Source organism: Paenibacillus sp. FSL K6-1558 (assembly GCF_038002565.1).
GTDB lineage: Bacteria > Bacillota > Bacilli > Paenibacillales > Paenibacillaceae > Paenibacillus > Paenibacillus polysaccharolyticus.
Window position 1 is genome coordinate 29,715 of record NZ_JBBOCV010000001.1, and the last position, 22,632, is coordinate 52,346.

15 protein-coding genes are annotated in these 22,632 nt (G+C 46.7%); 9 read left to right on the plus strand and 6 right to left on the minus strand.

The features are described from left to right. From MHI38_RS00130 to MHI38_RS00140, 3 genes are read right to left on the minus strand one after another with little or no spacing between them, the layout of a single operon-like run. Positions 1 to 1,479: a Na+/H+ antiporter subunit D gene (locus MHI38_RS00130; RefSeq protein ID WP_154886174.1), complete on the minus strand. Its 1,479-nt coding sequence runs from the start codon at positions 1,477 to 1,479 to the stop codon at positions 1 to 3. Then, a complete protein-coding gene (locus MHI38_RS00135; protein ID WP_090920602.1) occupies positions 1,472 to 1,810 on the minus strand; it encodes a Na(+)/H(+) antiporter subunit C in 339 nt (112 codons plus the stop codon). The genes MHI38_RS00130 and MHI38_RS00135 overlap by 8 nt, the downstream gene beginning before the upstream one ends. A 1-nt stretch (position 1,811) precedes the next feature. Next, positions 1,812 to 4,799, minus strand: a complete 2,988-nt coding sequence (locus MHI38_RS00140) for a Na+/H+ antiporter subunit A (protein WP_276539718.1) — start codon at positions 4,797 to 4,799, stop codon at positions 1,812 to 1,814. A 275-nt stretch (positions 4,800 to 5,074) separates the two neighbouring features. Here MHI38_RS00140 and MHI38_RS00145 point away from each other — a divergent pair, with 275 nt between their 5' ends. Both MHI38_RS00145 and MHI38_RS00150 read left to right on the plus strand, forming a co-directional pair. Continuing rightward, positions 5,075 to 6,715: a diguanylate cyclase domain-containing protein gene (locus MHI38_RS00145; RefSeq protein ID WP_341180773.1), complete on the plus strand. Its 1,641-nt coding sequence runs from the start codon at positions 5,075 to 5,077 to the stop codon at positions 6,713 to 6,715. 52 nt (positions 6,716 to 6,767) lie between these two features. Beyond that, positions 6,768 to 7,328, plus strand: coding sequence for a hypothetical protein (locus MHI38_RS00150; RefSeq protein WP_341180774.1), 561 nt, complete (start codon positions 6,768 to 6,770; stop codon positions 7,326 to 7,328). 121 nt (positions 7,329 to 7,449) lie between these two features. Here MHI38_RS00150 and MHI38_RS00155 read toward each other — a convergent pair whose 3' ends face one another. Continuing rightward, positions 7,450 to 8,298 (minus strand): GGDEF domain-containing protein, encoded by an 849-nt coding sequence (locus MHI38_RS00155; protein ID WP_338119248.1) that lies wholly within the window; start codon positions 8,296 to 8,298, stop codon positions 7,450 to 7,452. Positions 8,299 to 8,800: 502 nt separating this feature from the next. On the opposite strand from MHI38_RS00155, the gene MHI38_RS00160 reads away from it, so the two are divergent. The 7 genes from MHI38_RS00160 to MHI38_RS00190 all read left to right on the plus strand — a co-directional run bounded on the left by MHI38_RS00160 (position 8,801) and on the right by MHI38_RS00190 (position 20,676). Continuing rightward, on the plus strand, positions 8,801 to 15,514 hold the full coding sequence (locus tag MHI38_RS00160; RefSeq protein WP_341180775.1) for a DUF7507 domain-containing protein: 6,714 nt from the start codon (positions 8,801 to 8,803) through the stop codon (positions 15,512 to 15,514). After that, positions 15,511 to 17,223: a DUF11 domain-containing protein gene (locus MHI38_RS00165; protein WP_341180776.1), complete on the plus strand. Its 1,713-nt coding sequence runs from the start codon at positions 15,511 to 15,513 to the stop codon at positions 17,221 to 17,223. The genes MHI38_RS00160 and MHI38_RS00165 overlap by 4 nt, the downstream gene beginning before the upstream one ends. Positions 17,224 to 17,384: 161 nt before the next feature. After that, positions 17,385 to 17,642 (plus strand): YolD-like family protein, encoded by a 258-nt coding sequence (locus MHI38_RS00170; RefSeq protein WP_090920584.1) that lies wholly within the window; start codon positions 17,385 to 17,387, stop codon positions 17,640 to 17,642. Between the two features lie 104 nt (positions 17,643 to 17,746). Continuing rightward, entirely contained in the window at positions 17,747 to 17,866 is a 120-nt protein-coding gene (locus MHI38_RS00175; RefSeq protein ID WP_017688846.1) for a hypothetical protein, read from the plus strand. Positions 17,867 to 18,032: 166 nt separating this feature from the next. After that, positions 18,033 to 18,536, plus strand: a complete 504-nt coding sequence (locus tag MHI38_RS00180; protein WP_090920581.1) for a ferritin — start codon at positions 18,033 to 18,035, stop codon at positions 18,534 to 18,536. 447 nt (positions 18,537 to 18,983) lie between these two features. Further along, positions 18,984 to 19,727: a polysaccharide deacetylase family protein gene (locus MHI38_RS00185; RefSeq protein ID WP_253494957.1), complete on the plus strand. Its 744-nt coding sequence runs from the start codon at positions 18,984 to 18,986 to the stop codon at positions 19,725 to 19,727. Between the two features lie 64 nt (positions 19,728 to 19,791). Beyond that, positions 19,792 to 20,676, plus strand: a complete 885-nt coding sequence (locus tag MHI38_RS00190; protein WP_341180777.1) for a hypothetical protein — start codon at positions 19,792 to 19,794, stop codon at positions 20,674 to 20,676. 174 nt (positions 20,677 to 20,850) lie between these two features. On the opposite strand, the gene MHI38_RS00195 is transcribed toward MHI38_RS00190, so the two are convergent. Together MHI38_RS00195 and MHI38_RS00200 are read right to left on the minus strand one after the other, a co-directional pair. Continuing rightward, on the minus strand, positions 20,851 to 21,450 hold the full coding sequence (locus tag MHI38_RS00195; RefSeq protein ID WP_154984201.1) for a response regulator transcription factor: 600 nt from the start codon (positions 21,448 to 21,450) through the stop codon (positions 20,851 to 20,853). Next, on the minus strand, positions 21,447 to 22,595 hold the full coding sequence (locus tag MHI38_RS00200; RefSeq protein WP_090921108.1) for a sensor histidine kinase: 1,149 nt from the start codon (positions 22,593 to 22,595) through the stop codon (positions 21,447 to 21,449). Before MHI38_RS00200 ends, MHI38_RS00195 begins: the two co-directional genes overlap by 4 nt. Between the last annotated feature and the right edge of the window lie 37 nt (positions 22,596 to 22,632).

Consider the following 22,632-nt stretch of genomic DNA (forward strand, 5'->3'; position numbering starts at 1 on the left):
CTACTCCTTCAATACGGCATCAATATAAATGTTGGGATGTAGCAGAATATCACCTGCGCGAGACGTGAGCTGAAACATACCTTCAGCCCCCAGACCCATGACGATGATAAAAGCAAACAGAATTCCGGCAGGAATCAGCAGTCCGTTCACTGCATAGGGACGTCTTGCCATGCCTGCAGGAGGCTCACCCCAGAACGCCTGAATGAAAATGCGGAGTACCGAATACAGCATGAGTAGACTAGAGAGAACGGCAACACCAGTTAAACCGTATAATCCGGCTTCGAAGCCGCCCTCAAACAGCATCAATTTTCCCGGGAATCCACTGAACGGAGGCAGACCCGCAAGCGCAAGCGCACTGATGAAAAACATCCATCCCAGCACGGGATAACGTTGGATTAGTCCACCCATGTTATCGAGCCTGGAAGTTCCCGCAACAGCAATGAGCGCACCGCCGAGCAGGAAAAGCAGTGTTTTGATCAACATGTCATGCAGCATATAAAACAGTAATCCTTCCAGAGCACTACGGCTGGCCGCAGCCATACCAAACGCGACGAAACCTACGCCAGCGACGACATTATAGATCAAAATTTTGTTCACATCACGGTAGGAGATCGCTCCAATCACACCCAAAATCATTGTGGCACCCGCCATCCAGCCGATCAAAGCATTAAAGAAGTCTGGATCATGATAGAAGATCAACGTAAATGTCCGCACAATGGCATACAGGCCAACCTTGGTCAGCAACCCGGCGAATAACGCGGTAACGACGGCGGGCGGAGCCGCATAAGAGCCGGACAACCAGAAGAACAGGAACAAGCCCGCCTTAATGCTGAATACGATCAAGAAAAGAACTGCAATCAGTGTGACTACTCCGCTCTGTCCCACTTCAGCAATGCGTACCGACAAATCAGCCATATTCAGCGTACCCGTGATGGAATACAGAAAGCCGATCGAAGCGACAAATAAGGCAGAAGACACGATATTGATCAGTACATATTTAATCGTTTCACGCAGCTGTCTTTCCGTGCCTCCGAGTACAATGAGAGCGTAAGAAGAGATCAGCATCAATTCAAAGCTGACAAACAAATTGAACAGATCCCCGGTTAGAAACGATGCGTTCACGCCCGCAATCAAAAAATGAAAGAACGGATAGAAGTGATGTTGCTCCCGCTCCTTGTTGATGCTTCGAAAAGCATAGAGCAGGCAAGCCAGCGCAATGATGGAAGCAGCAACAACCAGCAAGGCTGCGACCATATCGGCAACAAGTACGATTCCATAAGGTGCTTTCCAGCCACCCATATTGAGTGTCAATACGCCAGATTGGGCAACACGTGTGATGAGTATGGTTGAGACCGTTGCAGTGGCTAACAGACCCATCACGCTAAAGAAACGTTGTATATTGATTTTACGGAAGAACAACAGAGTGATCACGCCCGTGACCAGTGGAAGCAGGATAGGCAGAACCACAAGATTATTCATATGGACGCCCCCTTACTTCTTCCATGTCATCCGTTCTCAGCTTCAGATAAGAACGGTAAGAAAGGACAAAAAAGAAGGCTGTCAGACCAAAATTGATGACAATGGACGTTAAAATCAACGCCTGAGGGAGCGGATCAACGTATTTCTCCGCCATTTCTCCCAGTAGTGGAGGAGCCCCCGTCTTGAGACGTGACATCGTAATTAACAACAGGTGCACTCCATGTGTCAGAATCGACATGCCTAGTACGATACGGAGCAGGCTCCGTGACAAGATTAGAAAGACGGCAACCGCAAACAAAATGCCTACGGCCACACACATCAAAATTTCCATATCAACGATCCTCCCCGATCTGTAAAATGATAGTCATGGTGACGCCGAGCACAGCGAGGTATACGCCTAGGTCAAACAGCATGGCTGTAGCAAGCTCTGTTTCGCCCAGCAGGGGCAGTTCGAAATATCCGAATGTCTGGCTGAGAAATGGGACACCGAACAGGAATGAACCTGCACCAGTAAGCAAAGCTATGGCTAAACCAATGGCTGTCAAACTTCGAAAATCGATGGGCAGCGCTTGGCGTATCGTATCCGTACTGAAGGCCAGAGCGATCAGTACGAGGGCTGCAGCTGTGACGAGTCCACCGATGAAACCACCGCCAGGATTATGATGCCCGGCAAAGAACAGATGCATGGAGAAGGTTAAAATGATAAACACAACCACTTTCGTTGTGGTTTGCAACAAAACATCATTACTTTGCAAAGGAACCGTGTCCCAGGACAATGTACTACGCTCGCGGTTTCCGTATTTTTTGGTGTTGTCCGCTTCATCGTCAAGCTCGGGTTCTTCGTCCTTTTTCTCCTCATTTTTACGGAATTTCAATCGGGCTCCAAGATCCTTCGCTTCGAGATTCAGGTTGATCATGGAGTAGATGGACAATGAGGCTACGCCAAGAACCATAATTTCAAGTAATGTATCATAACCGCGGAAATCCACCAGCAATACGTTTACGACATTTTTACCACCCGCGGAACTGTAAGCTTCCTGAAGAAAGAAAGCCGAGATGCTATCCAAGGATACTGTGCCGCTTGCAGCGAGTGCGACGAATGTCATCACAACGCCAACGGAAACAGCTACAATGGCATTCACCGTGAGATAGCGGGAGCTGGACTTGCCGCGTTGTAACTCGGGCAAATGGTAGAAGCAGAGCAGGAACAATGCGACGGAGACCGTCTCTACAATCATCTGCGTCAGCGCAAGATCGGGTGCCCGGAACAAGACAAACAGCAGTGTAACCAGGTAGCCGACAGCTCCGGTCATAATGACAGCAGATAATCGGTTTTTCGCAAAAGGAATGGAGATGGCGGCTGCAATCAGCGTGACCAGCAACACGACTTCATAGAATGAGTAGGGTGCATTATCCTGCACATGCCAGGTAATGTTTTCACCAGACCGGAAGAAGGCGTAAACGAGTAGCGCAACGGTAAATGAGAATATATAAACCAGATAATTGCGGACGGAGCCGTTCATATAAGCTTCTGTCCACTTCTGTGCGTAGTGCTGTACATTGTCTAAAACAACATGATACATATTGTTAATCGTTAATCCCTGTGGATAATGCTCATAAATATTCCTCCATCGTGGCAGTAACTTGTATAACATGACCCCTAGCACAATAACGCCGATAGTCATGAACAATTCGGGAGTCCAGCCATGCCATAAGGAGAAATGTACATCAAAGCGTTCATCCCCATTCAGAAGGGAAGGGAGAACGGCAGCCATTGCCGGTTCGATCAATGACCCGGACAGTAGATCCGGAAAGAGTCCAAAACCGATGACCAGCGCGCCTAGAACGATCGGTGGGATGAGCAAGCCGATAGGCGCTTCATGTAATTTCTCGGCAGGTAGCTCACTTCGGCTACGACCGAGGAATGTTTTGAACACAAAAATCAGGGCATAGATCAATGTGAAAACGCTGGCAAGCCACGCGATGACAGGTAGGAGAATACTCCAGGAGCCCATTCCAAAAATACGAAGATCTGTAATCTGTACCATCGCTTGAAAGAACAATTCCTTACTAAGGAATCCGTTAAAGGGCGGAATACCTGCCATAGCTAGTGAACCGATCAGCGCCAGGCTGAATGTGACAGGCATGAATGCTGCCAGTCCGCCAAGCTTGCGAATATCTCGTGTACCTGTCTCATGATCGACAATGCCGGCGACCATAAACAAAGCAGCTTTAAAGGTACCGTGGTTGAATAAATGGAGCAGTGCAGCAGTGATCGCTACGGTGTACATGGCAGAGGACTCGCCATATCCGAAATAGAGAGCAGCGGATCCGATCCCGAAGAGGGACATGATCAGACCGAGTTGTGAAATGGTGGAATACGCAAGAATGGCCTTGAGATCGTTTTTTTTCACGGCTAAAAATGATCCGTACCCCAGTGTGAGCAGTCCGACGCCAGTTACAAGCCAGAACCAGAGTCCCTGCCCGCCGAAGATGGGTGTGAAGCGGGCAACAACATACAGCCCGGCTTTGACCATGGTGGCGGAGTGCAGATACGCACTGACTGGAGTGGGAGCTTCCATGGCATCAGGCAGCCAGATGTGAAACGGGAATTGTGCCGATTTGGTGAATGCTCCAATCAGAATAAGAACGAGAGCTGGTAAGAAGAGATTGCTGTCCTGAATATGTCCCCACTCGGTGATGGTTGCACGGATACTGAATGTACCTGTCATCAGGTACATCAACATGAATCCGGCAAGCATGGCGAATCCGCCAAAAACCGTAATCAGGAACGATTTTTGTGCACCGGATGTAGAAGCTTTACGCTTGTAGTGAAAGGCGATTAACAGAAATGACGTAATGCTGGTGAGTTCCCAAAATCCATACAGCACGATCATATTATCTGATAATACGACGCCAAGCATAGCGCCCATAAACATTAACAAGTAGAGATAGAAACGGTTTAAAGCCTCTGTTTTGCTCAAATAAAAGATGGAATAAAAGACAACAAGCACGCCTATCCCGCTGATCAGCAACGTTAACAGTAGACTCAGTCCGTCCAAATATAGATTAAATCCGATGTCCAGGGACGGAATCCAGGGAATCTGTCCGGATACCGGGTGACGCTGGGACACGGCAGAAATCTGGCTTGCAAAATAGACAAATAACGATGCCGGTACGACGAGTACCAGCCATCCCAGATGAATTTTACTGAATAGTCTGTGCATCAGTGCGAGTACGATGCCAGCTACAAAAGGCAAAATAACAGCAATGTGAAGCAGGCTCAAATAATTACACCCCCAATGTTTTTTTCTCGTCATTCTCTCTGTGACATACAGGCGTAATCCTTTAAGGATATGCTTGCTCTCTCTATTCATAACCCAAGTTTGTATATACAGAATCGTGACTATTCTTTGAATGGAAGAAACTCGGTTGTGATTTCGGGTAAATTTTGTATGGGTGCATATATTAAAAATGCAAACTAAAATACCGATATAATTCAAAATAAGTGAGAGCTATTTCTTATCATTTTGCAGCGGAGAGCTGTGGATGATTGAGATTGTAAGAGCGGTTCACCGTATGTGCAGGAGGAATTATGTCATTTAAACTTAGAACGGTGCTCACCGTCATTTTCGCTGTGTTATCTCTGTTTGTTATCTTAACCATTGGATATGTTTTCAGCCAAAAATCATTTGATGCGGTGGAAACCGAAATTGGGCACTCTCTGGAAAGCACGGCTCTACAGACCGTGGACAAGCTGGATCGTTTCATGTACTCTCGTTCTGGTGAAATGAATCTTCTGGGCAACATGGCATCTATGAATGATGAATTTAATCACAAGGATATTCAAATGCTGTTGGATCAGCTGCAAAATAGCTTCCCCTCTTTTTCATGGGTTGGATTCATGGATCCAAAAGGAAAAGTGCTAGCCGCTACAGACGGAATACTTTTAGGCGAAGATTTATCGGAGCGGCCTGTGTACCAGGAAGGAATCAAGGGTAAATTTATTGGAGACGTACATAATGCGGTGCTGCTCGCCAAACTATTGCCTAATCCATCGGGAGAGCCATTGCAATTTGTAGATATCAGCTTCCCGCTTAAGGATAGTGATGGACAGATTCGTGGTGTATTAGCAGCACATCTCAGTTGGGCGTGGGCCAAAGAAGTCGAGGCTTCCGTACTCGTTCCCTTACAACGTGAGGAGAAAGATATTGAATTCTTTATCGTTAGCAAAAAAGAGCACACTGTGCTTCTCGGCCCCAAAGAGTGGGTAGGTAAACCACTTGCACTAGAAGAGATTGAAAATCATCAGAACAGTAAAAGTAGCTGGTCCACTGAAAAGTGGCCGGATGGCAAGGAATATGTTACCGGTTTAGCCTATAGCCAGGGATATAAAGATTATCCGGGACTGGGTTGGACCATTATCATCCGTCAGGGTAAATCGGCAGCTTTTTCCTCCGTTGTTGATCTGATGTGGTTTAACATCGGTGCGGGCATCGTTGTGATGCTGTTGTTTGCGCCGATTGGGTGGCTTCTCTCCAGACTCATCTCGGCTCCACTCGTTCGACTAACCCGTGTTGCAGATCGTCTTGGTGCAGGAGAGAATATTGACATCCCCGAGACCAAAGGGCTGAAGGAAATTGAGGCATTGTCACGGTCACTACGAAACATGGTTTCTTCGATCATGAATAAAGACTCAGAACTGGTTGTGATGCAGAATCTTGCACATTATGATCAGCTGACCGGATTGAAGAATCGCACAGCCCTGGAGACGTATCTTGAGGAATCTCTGCAGACAGAGAGCGAGGACCATACATTGACGTTTCTCTATCTGGATCTGGACGGTTTCAAAAGTGTGAACGATTCGCTGGGACATCAGACGGGGGATGTTTTACTGCAAAAAGTTGCTCAGCGACTTACAGCCCTAAGTCATGAGGATGGTATAACGGTTCGGCTTGGCGGTGACGAATTCCTGATTGTACTTCGCTCAGCCTCGGATGATCCGCGGCAGGAAGCGATGGAGTATGCGCAAGATATTATTCAAACTCTGAACAAACCATTCATTATTGAGTATGAGCGAGTTCATATTGGATGCAGTATTGGAGGAGCGGAGTACCCGACAAATAGCAACAATCCGAGTGAGATTATTCGAATGGCAGACGAGGCACTTTACAGATCCAAACGTGCCGGCAAGAACAGAGTCACATTTTATTCCGAGTTGGAAAACGAGGGTTAGCATATAATAGTACTATGAAGTGGGAGTCACTTGAGCATTAAGGCAGGTGTGCATGGACAGTGAGGTAATTGAGAAGGGAGGTGTGCGCTTGTCTGGAAAATATGCAAACGTACCCTTTGGCTATGAGCCTGTTCAGCCTAGTCGCAAGGGCACGTTGATCTTCTACGACTCGTTCGAGAACGTAACGAACGAACAGCTTGAGCGTGCAGCAACGATTATGAATGCAAGAGCTTTCAAGCAGCTAGTGCTTTACCCATTACATGAAAGCACGGTAAAACGAATGAGCCGAGACGCGGTACAATCCTTTTACAAGAGAGAGGATCGTCTTCACGAATGGCGGCGTGATCACGCATCTGCACCAATCCGGGTAGAAGGACTAGAGGGGAAGCGCAAAAAGTATACCCCAATTGATACAGCCTTAAGGCATATTCAAGCGGAATACCCGTCACCTCTTTTTCTGTATATGACTTTAGAAATGGCTAATCAATGGGCATCCTTTGACTCCTTTACCGATTGGATCAAGGAACTTCGCCTCATTATTGACGGTCAGTCTGACGAGGTCCATCCAAGGCTGGAGCAATATCGCCATCGCTGGGAGTGGGCAACAGATTAAAGAAAGAACCACAGTTCAAAAAAACAGGCAGATTCATATGAAAACAAAAAAAGTTGTGTGGTGATCCGTTTGACCGGGTGTACACCACACAACTTTTTTCAATTTACTTTCTCATTAATCATCAGGCTGGAACGAGTGAGGTTACGGTTTTATTTTTACCAGTACGTTTGGCAGCATACAGGCAAGCATCCACATCTTCAAACAACTTATCTTTACTCAAATCAAGGTTGTATCCTTTGAGGCCAATACTTACGGTGATGGAAGCACCCCCAAGTTCCAGATGGCCCATTAATGAAATTTTTTGCCGGATAAGCTCAACCAGATCATAAGCTTGTTCAAAGGATTGTTCGAACATTAACAAAGCGAATTCTTCACCGCCATACCGCGCAGCAATGTCACTAGCCGTGATGCTCTCCTGAATGATCAAGGACACCTTTTCCAAAATGATGTCGCCCACACGATGACCATACGTATCATTGATCACTTTAAAATCATCAATATCGATCAGCGCCAAATGCAGACTCATCCCGAGATTGGCGTACTCAAATGCCTTCTCATAATAATCTTTGAACGAGCTCTGATTATAAAGATTCGTTAACCCGTCTGTTTTAGACTGTTTTGCAATGATGGCATTTCTGACGATAAGGTCTTCCTTGGCGTTCATGCTTGTCTGCAAATCGTCCAGTACTTCGATGCCGGTAGTCACAATGATTTGTGCCACATAGGTGGCCAGGATCAGAAATATCGGAATGGAAACCATGTCAAAGGAGCTGAGATATGCACGATACACCGGGTCAAGTAGTAGAAGACCATATCCTGCCACTTGTAATGAAAAAATGAACCAAACGCGTTTGCTGTCATAAAACAACACAGAGGCAAAGATCGGTAAAAGACATATGGCTGGCATAATTCGAATGTCGTAATTAACATGAATAATGGTCCAGGCAATTACTGTACTGGTTATGGACATTGTAGTGAACGAACAGGAAGGAAATTTTCGATCCATATAACTGGTGAGCAAAATACAAAAAACAGCTAAAACTGTGGGCCAAAATAAAACGTTTACGATGAAATCCAGGGGGGCGCGATCATATTTCAAAAAAAGATAACAACCAATCTGAACTAAAAAATGTACAATAACAACGACCCAATAAGCATGAAGCATTTTACGTAACCATTTGGAATGCTTGATCTCATACTCTCTTGGAATATGTCTGCTATGTTCTGCTGAACTGTTCATAAATCACCGCTGACTGCATCAAAATGATACGACAGATTGCTCTCGTATAAGTAGATTATAAGATAGAATCGGCAAAACGCAAGGGATAAAATTTTAAACATGATAATAAACCTTACATAATAATCCAATGAATATCCAAACTTTCGGAAGTGGACATACAAATTCCCTGACTTTGCATCATAGACTGATAACAGGCTCTGTTGCAGAATTCCCATTTTCCGCTGAAGGGGAGGTGAAATCCATTCCTCTTGTCGTTCGTTCAACTGTCAACGCTACAGGTGCAATTACGTTCACGGGCAATACACTTGGACTAAGCCGTTCTGACACGGCAGGAGTGCCAGGGACGCAAGACAGTATCGGAGGATTTACAACGATTAATACGGCTTCCACTTATGGAACGTACCCGGCAGGTACAACCAGTCTGTACCAAAGCAACAGTTCAGCAGCGATTCTGGTTCTGCCTGCGGGAAGTACTGTTCTTTATGCGGAGTTGATCTGGGGCGGAAGTTATATTAACGGGACGGTTAACCTCAGTTCGGCAATCAATAACCCGGTTACGTTTACCACCCCTGCGGGCACATCCAGTGTTACGCCTGATCCGGCCACATATAATCAGTTTGACCTTGGCAACAACGCAGCGGGGTATGTCCGATCGGCTAACGTTACCACCCTTGTACAAAATGGGGGAGCAGGTACATATGTCACCGGGGGAGTCGTAGGAACGATTGTGATTACCAATGATGCTACAGCGAATCATGCAGGCTGGACGCTGGGCGTTATTTATCAAAATGGAAATCTACCTTTTCGTAACATGTCTTTACGTGCGGGAGGAGTACTGGTTCAATCAACTTCGGCGCCGGTTGTTACGACGCTTACAGGCTTTGCAACACCCATCTCAGGAGCTTTGGGGGGCAGAGCGCTGTTCAGTGCGCAGGAGGGGGATGCGAACCGCACAGGAGATCAGGCGTTATTTGGAGCGACATCCGCAACTTCAGTTGCCTTGTCCGGGCCCAACAATCTAGCGGCCAATTTTTTTGCGTCACAGATTAATGGAGATACGGGTGCCCTGAATACGACAGGTACCTTTGGAACTCGCAACCAGATCAATGGAGCACCCGGAACCAATATTGTCGGGGGACGTCAGGGCTGGGATATTACCAATGTGGATGTGTCAGCAAGGCTGATTAACAATCAGTCTTCAGCCGTATTGACACTTACCACATCTGGCGATGCGTACATCGTGAATGGTAACGCCATTCAGGTCGATATTAACGCACCACGGATTACGGTCGCGAAGTCATTTACAGCAACGGGCGCAGTTGCCGGAGATACAGTCACGTATACAGCGACCATTACGAATGGTGGCTCGGCTAGTGCAGCCAGTGTGGTTCTGTCGGATACGCTACCTGCCGGTTTAACATTTGTACCTGGAAGCATTACGGTAGGAGGGGTGTCCAGGCCAACACTGGATGTGACATCAGGTATACCTTTAGGCTCTTTGGCGCTCAATAGCAGTGTTGTCGTCACTTACCGAGCTCAGATTACAAACGATACAAGCACTTTACAACTCGTCAATTCCGCAAATGCCGCATTTACTTTTCAAAGTGTTGCTGGCGGACCGGTCATTAGTGGGGTTGTTCCTTCCAATAATTCAACACTTCCTGTATATTCACCGAACCTTTCTATCGTAAAATCAGCGAATACCACGAATGCAACGGTAGGCGATCAGGTGACCTATACGCTTCAGGTGACGAATGGAGGAAATGTAGGAGCAAGTGTGACGATTGCTGACAATATTCCAGCTGGCAGTTCCTATGTAGCTGGTAGTTTCCGTGTCAATGGAACGGTGGTGGCAGGAGCCAATCCTGCTGCGGGTGTCAATTTGGGTACACTGGCAGCAGGGAGTGTGACAACCATTACGTTTCAAGTCCTGGTAACCAACCTGCCAACACCACCTACATTGGTTGATCAGGCGACTGCTTCGTATTCGTTTAACTCACCAGACGGAAGAACCATCACGGGTTCAGCGACATCAAACACACTAACCATCCCGGTAACTCTGCCGAATGTGACGGTTCTCAAAACAGCAACGGTTACGGATGTTGCTGTCGGAGAGACCTTCTCGTATTCAGTGGTCACGACCAACGGGGGCATACAGCCGATCACGAATGCAATATTGTCAGATAGTCTTCCAACAGGGCTGAACTTTGTCCCTGGAAGTGTCACGGTTCGGGGTACAAGTGTGCCGTCAGCTAACCCCGCCAGCGGAATCGCTCTGGGAACATTAAATGCAGCGACCTCCGCAACGGTGACTTTTCAAGTAAGTGTGCAGTCTGTACCAACAGGAGGATCACTTCTTAACCGGGCCTCTGTGTCTTACAGTTCAGGAGCATTTACAGGCATTTCAAATTCCAACTCAATAACCACACCCGTGTATCAGCCTGTGATTAACATTGTGAAATCGGCAAGTCAGTCCAATGCAACACAGGGAGATCAGCTTGCTTATACACTCGTTGTCAGCAATACAGGGAATATTGCGGCTCAAGTCAATGTGACAGATACGATTCCGGCGGGCCTTACATTTGTGCCGGATTCAGTAACGGTTAACGGCACAGCTAGACCAGGAACAAGTCCACTGACGGGGATTACACTGGGAAGTATTTTGCCTGGAGGAAGCGCAACTGTAATATTCCGAGCCACATTAACTACTATTCCTTCTCCACCTGTATTAGAAAATCAGGGGTTCTCCACTTACACCTATCAGCTTCCAAGTGGCCGAAATCTATCTGGCAGCTCCAGTTCCAATATCGTCCGTATCCCTGCTTCAGCACCTAATATTAGCTTGTCGAAAACAGTAAACACCACAGATGGCACAGTTGGAGATGCTCTCACATACAGGGTTGTTATCACAAACGCTGGTGGGGGTGCTGTACAAAATCTGGTGCTCTCCGACATACCTTCAGCCGGCTCCGAATTCATAGCGGGAACGGTTACAGTGAACGGGGTGGTGCAAAGTAATGCCAGTCCTGTCGCAGGTATTCCCTTGGGGACTTTGAGTAATTCCGCTAGTATCACAGTGACGTATCAGACTAGAATTACCGCTGTTCCTTCATCAGGTGTCGTGAGCAATAGGGCAAGTGCCGCCTTTACTTCAGGCAGCTTTAATGGTGTGTCTTCATCAGTAACCGTGAACACCCCCGTGTATCAACCGGTCATTCAAGTGCTGAAGTCAGCAAGTACGTCAAGTCTGACGGTGGGAGACACATTCAACTACAATGTTCAAATTACCAATACCGGCAATATTCCTGCAGTCGTTAACCTGACCGATCCTGTTCCTGCTGGGGCCATATTTGTGACAAACAGTGTTTTGATTAATGGAAACCCGGCTCCAGGTGTGAGTCCGAATACAGGAATCAGTCTGGGAACACTGGCTGCCGGAGCGTCCGTGACGCTGTCTTTTCTGTCAACCGTCACAAGTCTGCCTGATCCAAGACAGTTAATTAACCAGGCAGTTGCCTCATACAACTATACACTGCCGAGCGGAAGAGTTATTGCAGGCTTTGTTCCATCCAACACGGTTACGATCCCGGTGTCCTTGCCGAACGTCAGCATTGTTAAAACGGATAATGCTGATTATGCGGTGTCTGGAGATGTGATCCGTTATACTTCTGTGATTCGAAATAATGGAACCACCGCTGTGAATAACGTCATTTTTATCGATCCGCTGCCTTCGAACACCCCATTTATATCCGGAAGTGTCCTGGTGAACGGCGTTGCTTCACCGCTCTCCAATCCGACCGCCGGCATCCCAATCGGTACTTTGGCCCCGGGAGCTGAAGTTACCGTAACTTTTGAGGTGAGGATAACTATGCCGATCCCTTCCCAGATTAACAATCAGTCGACGGTCAGCTTTACTTCCGGCTCTTTCTCGGGTTCATCATCTTCCAATACAACACAGACCCCTGTCATACAGCCGCAAATTGCACTAGTCAAAACGGCAAACACCATCAATGCAACCGTGGGAGATACTGTTGTTTATACGATAACGGTGAGCAATACCGGAAATCTGCAAGCCAATGTTACCGTAACGGATACGATCCCTACAGCGACAACCCTTGTGCCTAATAGTGTTGTTGTCTCGGGTGTACCACAGCCGGGAGTTACGCCAGGTGCTGGTATTCCGGTAGGCATTGTAGCGGCAGGGGCAACAGCCATTGTAACGTTTGCGGTTGTTGTGGATTCTTTGCCATCTCCGCAACAACTTAGCAATTTTGCTTCATCGACGTTTACATTTACGCCGCCTGACGGGCGAACGTTGACAGGAACAGCAACGTCCAACACACTTACCTTTCCGGTTTCATCGCCTAACGTAAGTGTAGCTAAAAGCACGGTATCTACAGCTGCAACCGTGGGTGACACTATTGTTTATTCCGTATTGGTGACTAATAGCGGTATTGCGCCTGTGAACAGTGTGCAGTTCTCAGACCCGATTCCGTCAGGGGCTTCATTTGTTCCAGGCACTGTAACGATAAATGGTGTGGCACAACCCGCAGCAAGTCCGTCAGGAGGAATACCGCTAGGTACCCTTGCACCAGGCGGAACGGCAACCGTTACATTTAGCGTCATTGTTAACGGAATTCCTACGAATAATCAGTTGAGTAATCGGTCAACGGTTACGTTCACTTCCGGAACATTCTCGGGTACAACGTTCTCGAATACCGTCTTAACTCCGGTATTCCAGCCCGTATTAGTCGCTCAGAAAACAGCCAGTACTCAGAATGCCACCGTAGGTGATACGGTCAGTTATACGATTAGTGTGAATAATCAGGGGAATTATGGAGCGCAGATTAACCTGACCGATAATTTGCCAGCAGGCACAGTGCTTGTGCCGAACAGTGTTATCGTAAATGGTCAGCCACTGCCAGCTGCCAGTCCGACAACGGGTATTCCTGCCGGGACGGTTGCAGCCGGAGCTACAACGACGATTACTTTTTCGGTTGTCATAGACACACTTCCAAGCCCGCAACAACTTGTGAATCAGGCTTCGGTTGCTTTATCGTTCACCTTGCCAGATGGGAGAACTATCAACAGATCCGTGCTCTCTAATGTACTGACAATCCCGGTGTCGGCTCCTGACGTAAATGTTGTTAAATCTACCACTTCCACAGCCGCTTCTGTGGGTGATATCGTAACCTACAGCATTGCAGTGACCAACAATGGAATCGCCAATGTCAGCAATGTCATATTTACCGATGCTTTGCCTGCAAGTACAGTACTCGCGCCTAGCGGTGTCTTTGTGGATGGGGTGCTTCGTCCTAATGCAAATCCTTCCACAGGCATTACTTTGGGTTCCATTGCACCTGGAGCTACCGTAACCGTTGTATTTAGTGTAAGTGTGACGAGTCTGCCTTCACCAGCAGTATTGAACAATCAATCAACGGTAAGTTTTACCTCAGGAGCATTCTCTGCGACTACGTTCTCCAATACAGTATCGACCCAGGTATACCAGCCTATTTTGGCTGCAGTCAAAACAGGGGATCAAGCTATTGCCACGGTGGGGGATACGGTAATCTATAGCATTGCTGTCACAAATACCGGAAACTATGGTGCTTCTGTGACACTGACGGATTCGATTCCTGCCGGTACAGAGTTTGTGCCGAACAGTGTCGTAATTAATGGGGCATCGGCGCCTGGCGCTGACCCTGCTTCTGGAATTTCACTTGGTGTGGTATCCACCACGACCATCGTTACTTTTTCAATCGTCATCACAACGCTACCCGTAAGTCAGTCCATTACAAATCAGGCGTCAGCAACCTTTACGTACACGTTACCGGATGGCAGAACACTTGGGGGAAGCATTACTTCGAACGCTCTGATTATTCAGGTCTCTGCACCGAATGTCACTGTAGTGAAAACAACAACTTCTACAGATGCCGTCGTAGGCGACACCATTGTTTATGAGATGGTTGTGACCAACAGTGGTATAGACCCAGTCAATAATATCGTCCTGACAGACCCGATCGATCCGGCGACCACTTTTGTTACGGGAAGTGTACTGGTTGACGGCATACCTCGGGCTTTGGCAAACCCGGCACTTGGCATTGCACTCGGTACGCTGGCTCCTGGAGAGTCGGTTGCGGTATCCTACGCGGTCCGTGTTAACTCACTTCCGACACCGCCGCAAGTCAGCAGCCAGTCTTCAGTAAGTTTTACATCAGGTGTGTTCTCCGGAGCAGCGTATTCCAATACGATTGTTACTCCAATCTATCAGCCCATTATTGCCGTTTCCAAAACAGCAAGCACATCCAACGCTACGGTTGGTGACGACATCGTGTATTCATTTACAATTAACAACAGCGGTAACCTTGTTGCCGATCTTACATTAACAGATAACATTCCAACCGGTGCGGTGCTTCTCCCGAACAGCGTTCTGATCGATGGTGTTCCGCAGCCGGGGGCTAATCCCGAAACGGGTATCGTCGTAGGCAATATTCCTCCTGGTGGCTCTGTAAATGTTACGGTCACCCTGGGCGTAACAGTCGATTCGTTGCCTCAAAATCAGCAACTCCGCAACCAAGCAGTCGCAAACTATACGTTTAGTCCGCCAGACGGTCGCGTCCTATCGGGAACGGTATCATCCAATGTACTTATCATTCCTGTATCAGCTCCAAATGTAGTTGTTGCCAAGAGCACTAGTGCGATTGATGCTGTCGTTGGTGATGTAATCACGTATACGGTAGTTGTGACCAATAGTGGCATCGAAACGGTGAACAACGTGGTCATGGTCGACCCGGTACCTGTCGGTACTGTATTTGTGCCGGGGAGCGTTGTCGTGAACGGTGTGGCGAGACCGACGGGTAATCCGAATACGGGTATAACTTTAGGTTCCATTGCTGCTGGAGCTTCTACTACAGTTACATTCAATGTAGAGGTTGTGGTGATATGAGCGAAATTCCAGGTACGTTGTCCCACTGGTTAAAGAATCAGTCCCTGGTTCGATTCAGCTCGGGTACGACTGAACTGGAACAGGTGGCTTATTCCAACACCGTTGTGACACCATGGATCGGCCCCAGGCTCAAGGTAAGCAAACAATGCAATGTAACGACAGCAGCCTTGGGCCAATCTCTGACTTATCAGATTGAGATTGTAAACACGGGAAACCGCACGGCAATTGTCCGTGTGGTAGACCCGCTCTCTCAGGAAACTTCGCTTCTGCCGAACAGCGTGCTGAGGAATGGCATCCCGTTGCCGGGAGTCTCTCCCGCGCAGGGATTACCTCCGGCAGAAATAGCACCTGGTGCAGTGCTGACCTATCATTTTCAAGTCGTTATTGTGCGAGTGCCTGAGAATCTCACGCTATTGAACCAGGCGGAAGTGAAATATGAGTTTGTCACAACAGACAGGAGAACGGTTAACGGGACGGAAAAGTCCAACGTTGTTGAAGTTCGTATCGAAACATCGCGGCTCGAAGTAAGTTTGCAAGTGGACCGAAGTAACACGTTTGCTGGAGATATCTTGATGTATACGGTGCTGGTGAGCAATCCGGGGTTTGCCGCGGCGACAGATGCCGTATTAACAGTGAGGTTACCCCAAGGTGCCATCTTTATCCCGGCAAGTGTGACGATTAACGATATGTTCGCACCACAAGTCACACCGGATGCCGGAATTGATCTTGGTGATATTGGGCCAGGAAGTGTGGTTCGGGTGCAGTATCGGGTACAGGTAACTGTAACCCAGGTGACAGGTTCGCAAGCGCCGGATCAATTATCAAGTGAAGCTGTCCTAAAATACATTACTGCGGGGAAACAAGAAGTTGTATATTCCAATGTGGTCACACTGATTATTGTTGAACCTCAAATTTCTGTTGTCAAAACGGTCTCACCTGTAATAACGACACCAGGAGATACGGCGCAATATCATATCACCGTGTCCAACCAAAGCAATTATGCGGTGGATGCCAAACTACAGGATGTTTTGCCTGCGGCGCTAGTCTTTGTTGAAGGTAGTCTCAGCTGGAACGGAGTCAAACGTCCAGGTTCGAACCCCAATACAGGGATAAACCTGGGCACATTAACTGCCCGCTCCGAGCTACATATTCAATTTGAGGCTCAGGTGGGAAACGAAGTGGCTGGGGCAGTGACTTCCACGCAACACAGTTATGTGAATCGCGCCGTATTACTATACACATTCCGCTTGCCGGATTCTCGCACAGTTCAACGCAGACTTATCTCAAATGAAGCTGTTCTGGAGGTCAGATTGCCTGTCATTCAGGTTCATGTGGAGGTATTTCCCCCTATTGTTGAGCAGGGAGGCACGGTCACTTTCAACGTAAGTGTCAGTAATACGGGTTCGTTGCCTGCACGCGTGCAGTTGGGCAATATTCTGCCTCAGGGAGCTAAATGGGTGGGGCAGGAGAGTGGTCCGATGCAGTTAAATGTCCCCGAATATTCGACTCCAAGGTATCTTCACATTGGTGAGCTCGGCGCAGGATCGGTAAAAAAATTTGCTTATCTTGTTCAACTTGCTCCTGAGCAAACGGGTATTCTGCAAGGGACCTTGACGGCCCTCTACACGTATGAGTGGAATGCACAACGACGCTCAGGAGAGACTAGATCGAACGAATATACCATACTGGTTGAAGCTCAGGATGAGTAAGAGATGATGGGAAGTGAATACAAGTTGAATATATACGAAGGAACTTACCGAAAAAAAGGTGTCATGACATTACACAAACGTAAATGAATGGTATACTAATTGAATATGCACTCGGCAAGCAACCGTGGAATCGGGACGTCGTAGTAGAGGAGGTAGCTGTTTTGGCCAAAGCAAAAGTCGCAAAAAGACCCACACGGGATGAGTTCGAACTGGAGGAATTAGGGAATCAACTTGTGGAGGCTTTTCATGAGCGCTCAGAAGTGTTATTGACCGTCTGGGGTAAGGAGGAGCAGGTGCAGGGCATTATTGTAAAAATGGATTCGCGTACACGCCTTGTACATGTTGAGCATACGGAAGAAGAATTCACGGCGAAGGTGCCTTTTATGGATATCATGCAGGTACAGTCGCCACGGTACTGATTCAAAATGAATTCAAACGAATTTTAACAATGGGGCATTCGCCCTGTCAAAGTTTTGTTCTCTGCATAAGATAACCCATACCTGTTGCAGAGGAGGTACAATCAATGAGCGAAGTTTTAGGTGGAGAAACAAGAGGTTACGGCTATGGTGGTTTCACTTCTGTAGGCGCGATTCTCGTTCTGTTCATCCTGTTGGTAATCATCTCCAAAGCGTTCTTGGTATAATCATTTTTATAAAAATGATAAAAGAAAGCTCTGCCGTCATGGCAGAGCTTTTTTATTATTATGTTCCGTGAATTCGTCCTTTGACGAATAATGTAGAAAATCGGATGCAAGCTACTTTCGTGTTGTGTTAAAATGAAAACATTCCCACAGAAAGAGGTGTTTTTTCATGAGTCAAGAACTGACTGCGTCTTTAAACGAGCAGATGAACTTCGAGTTTTACTCTGCTCATGTATACATGGCGATGGCTGCGTATTGTTCCAGCAAAAGCCTGGATGGATTCGCTAATTTTTTCCTTGTACAAGCGGAAGAAGAACGTTTCCATGGCATGAAAATTTATAAATTTCTGAATGACCGCGGACATCGTGCTACACTGGCTGCGATGCCTGAACCGAAAAACGAATACAACTCCATGCTGGATGTGTTTGAACACGGTTATGCACACGAACAGCAAAACACGAAGAAATTTTATGCGCTGGCGGATATCGCTCTGAATGAGCGTGAACACGCAACCATGTATTTCTTGAAATGGTTCATCGATGAACAGGTTGAAGAGGAAGCTTTGTTTGATAACATCATTCAGAAGCTGCGCCGCATTGAGAATGACAGCAACGCCTTCTACATGCTGGATGCAGAGTTCAGCAAACGTTCATTTACGGCTCCTGCGGAGTAAGCAGAGCTAAACATCAAAGCGTATATTCGTAACATTACATACCGTATAGCCTACTACTGCATCCCTAGAAGGAGTGCCAAGTCATTTTATAAAATGGTCAGTGCTCCACTCAGGTTGCGGCGTATACGGAAGAAAGCTTGCATTCGTGCAAGCTTTTTTGCTGTGTTCAATCCTCCTAAATTCATTATAAGTCTATCAGAATATAAAAATAGGGTAATAAATAATATGTCAACATTGATCTATGGATACAGATGCTAGGTTGGAGATCAAATCTATCAAAATCGTTTTAATTTTTAAGTTTATCTGACAAAAGTGTAACTCATCCGTAGCCTTTGAAGCGAGAAGAATGAAAGGTGTCTCTGATACTATTAAAATTAATCGCCAAGGGATACGAGTTAAGAGGATACACACACCCGGGTAAAAACACACACAAGGGAGACTATTATTATGCTACAACTTCGTAAATCATTCGTTGCTACACTTGCTATTTTACTTCTGTTTCCGTTGTTATTGTTGCCACAGTCTGCATCGGCCACAGCGTCATCCGCCGATAAATCAAACTCTAAGGCCAGTACGAAAACTTTATATCTGACTTTTGATGATGGCCCTACAGCACATACCGATCAACTACTCGATATTTTGGATCAATATAAAGTTAAAGCTACCTTTTTCATGCTTGGGCCTCATATGGAGCAATATCAGAAAGCAACGAAGCGTATTGTCAAAGAAGGACATGGACTTGGATTGCATGGTGTAACGCATGTGCCAAGCAAATTTTATAAAAATGCTTACAGCGGATTGAAAGAAATGCAACAAGCCAATGAAAGCTTGAATAAGGTTGCCGGTGTTAAAACGAGTCTTGTCCGCACGCCCTATGGCAGTAAACCTTATTTGAAACCTGCTTACCGTAACGTGCTTCTTGCGCAGGGAGGATTTCATCTGTGGGATTGGAATGTTGACTCACTCGACTGGAAATACAAAAAGGATCATCAGAAAGTTTACAACAACGTCATGCAGCAAGTTCACAACGTCCACAAAAATGGTACCACGCCAGTAGTACTTATGCATGATCAGGAGGCTACGTTGAAAGTACTGCCTCAAGTATTGAAAACATTGAAGGCGGAAGGATATCAATTCGAAATTTTAACCAAAAATGTGCAACCGGTGAATTTCTGGAATGACAAGCGCTGAGAACAGGTTACTTGAAACGAAAAACTAGAAACTGGGCCGGTGCAATCATTAGGAGGTATACATCATGAAAAAACAATCGATATGGATGACCATTCCGGTGACGACAGCCGTTGTGCTCGCGCTGGCTGGATGCGGAGGGCCAGACTCCAATCAGCCATCAACAAGTGGGCAACCATCTACAACAACCGGTAGTGAGCAAACGCAGTCTGGCAGCGGGAACTCCGCTTCTTCCGATGATTCTTCTGCTTCAACGGGCAAAGACAGCACAGCCAATTCAAGCACGAATGAAAGTACAACTCATTCAGAGTTATCCGATGTTGACGAAGTGGTAAAGGCTGTTCGTAATGAGTTGAAGAATCAGGATGTGTCACTTCCGACAACCTTCCCATTAGCTAAGGGTCAGTATTTGGGCGCAGCCATTACAACAAATACGATAGATGCTTCACATGTAAACTTCTATACAGGAGACAAACCAACAACTTTAAATGATCCCTCATTTACGAAGTCAAACAGTAAAACGCCTTGGTTAGCCAGTTATGAAGTGAAAACCTATGAGAATTCCGATCAAACGGACTTATTCCCTGAAACGGATGTGCAAAACATACCGAAGGATATGAGTGTGGATCTGGGACACGGAATTAAAGGTATGGTGGAAGGTGCCGCAGGGAGTCAGTATCTGACATGGCAAGAGGGCCGGTGGACATTACAGATTCGATCTGTGTCTGAGGATCAGATTAACAACCCAGGGATTGCGAAGAAAATGGTTGAGTATCTGGAGTCACATACGCTTCCTGCCCCCAAAGACAAAGGATTTGTGAACGTGCAATATGCTAGTGGCGGAAAAAGCGTGCGTGTTGCAATTTCATGGCAAGACGGCAAACGAATTCATCAGTTGAAAACAGACCAAGTTCCACTGGATGCGCTTGGCATGGTTGTGTCGGTAAAATGATGGCTTATTGCATGGACGTATCTTAATGATGATCGCGAACAGTCAAACCAAAGGCAAATAACCAAAAAAAGCTTGGCACAAGAGGAACTTTCTTGAGCCGAGCCTTTTTGGTTATTGCGTTTCTGATGCAAGGTAATGGGGACCGTTTATCGTTTGCGTCCATTACCGGCTCCTTCACTTAAACCACCCTTTTTCTTTGGAACGGGTGATCGCTTCAATGCGGTTACTTGCATTCAATTTGTTAAGAATAATCGAGATGTAATTCCGAACAGTGCCCGTTGTGATGAACAAGTGTCCGGCAATTTCCTTTGTGTTTTTTCCGTCAGCCATAAGGCCAAGCACAGCGTGTTCACGTTCGGTTAATGGATTTTCCTCTACATAAGCTTCATCGACCAGATCAGGAGCGAAGATGCGTCTGCCATTCATAACTTGACGAATCGCTTCGGCGAGCTCTTCTATAGGGCTGTCCTTAAGCAGATAGCCGCGAACACCGCCTTTAAGCGCACGTTCGAAATATCCGGTTCTGGCAAACGTGGTAAGAATAATGACTTTGCAGTTCATGCCTTTGAGTTCCTCGGCAGCTTCTAACCCACTCTTAACAGGCATTTCGATATCCATTAAACAGATATCAGGTGCATGTTGTTGTACGAGCGCAAGAGCTTCCTGGCCATTGCTAGCTTGTCCAACAACCTCCATGTCTTCCTCCAGATTAAGTAGCGAAGATAATGCGCCTAGCATCATGCGCTGATCTTCAGCAATGACGATTCTGATCATTCTTCTGCCTCCTTTATCGGTTTGCGTACCAGCTTGGGCACATGGATGATCAGCGATGTACCTTCGATTCCTGTACCTGACCGAATGTCCATGCAGCCGTTCACAAATTCCAGTCGTTCTTTCATGCCGAGAATGCCCGTTCCGCGTCGATCTTGCTTGCGCGTGCGCTCCATGCCAATCCCATTATCGTCTACGGTTAAGACATTGTGGGAAGGGGTTTCTTCAATTCCAATAATACACCTCGTAGCCTGACTGTGTTTGACTACATTAGTCACCGCTTCCTTTAAACACATTCCGAGCACATTTTCATTTAATTGAGAGGTGTCCTGTAGCTTGGGGTTGCCTTGTAAAATAAATTCAATGGAAGCGGCTTTCAGAATCTGCTCCGCCCGGAACATCTCATCCACCAGTTGCGTTCCGCGCATCGTGGTAACCATCTCGCGAACTTCCTTCAAAGCTGTGCTTGCTGTCTGTCTAAGTTCATTCAGTTCAATGATGGCTTGATCCGGATTTTTGCGAAGCAAGCGCTTGGCCAGATCGGTTTTGAGACCGATCAGCGAGAGCTTTTGCCCCAGTGTATCGTGTAAGTCTCGTGCAATCCGTTGACGCTCTTCCATTTTCACCAGATCGTCCAGCCGTTTGTTCGCACTTTCCAGCTGGCCTTCTAGTTGCTCTCGCTTGTTTTTATTGTACGTGCTAATCGGTAGGAGAATAGAGGCCATCAGGCTGATAAAGACAAATGGAAACTGGCTGAGCAGCATTGAGTTTTGATTGATAAAACCATAATTGACCGTAAGGAAGCTTGCGCCGAGATTTACCGAGTAAAGGGTGAAAAATCCAGCTTTATTTTTAATATTGCCAATAAAAAAAGCGAGAAATAATGAGAAATAAGCATAATCATATGCAATCGTCATCGTAATGGATATGGCAATCAGTAGTCCGATCCACATGTAGACCTGCCAGCCCTTGGTAATGAAGGCCAGTAGATAACACACGAAAAATACAAGAATAATGATAATGCCGGTCACCAGTGTCCATAATTGCGAATATTGAGAGATGTAGTAGAAGGGCAGAATGAAAAAAACAAGCCATACATATGGATTCAACCCTGTATTTTTATAAAATAGTTGCGACCACTTCTGAATATCATTCTCCTCCTTGAAAAAGGTGTTACTGGACTTT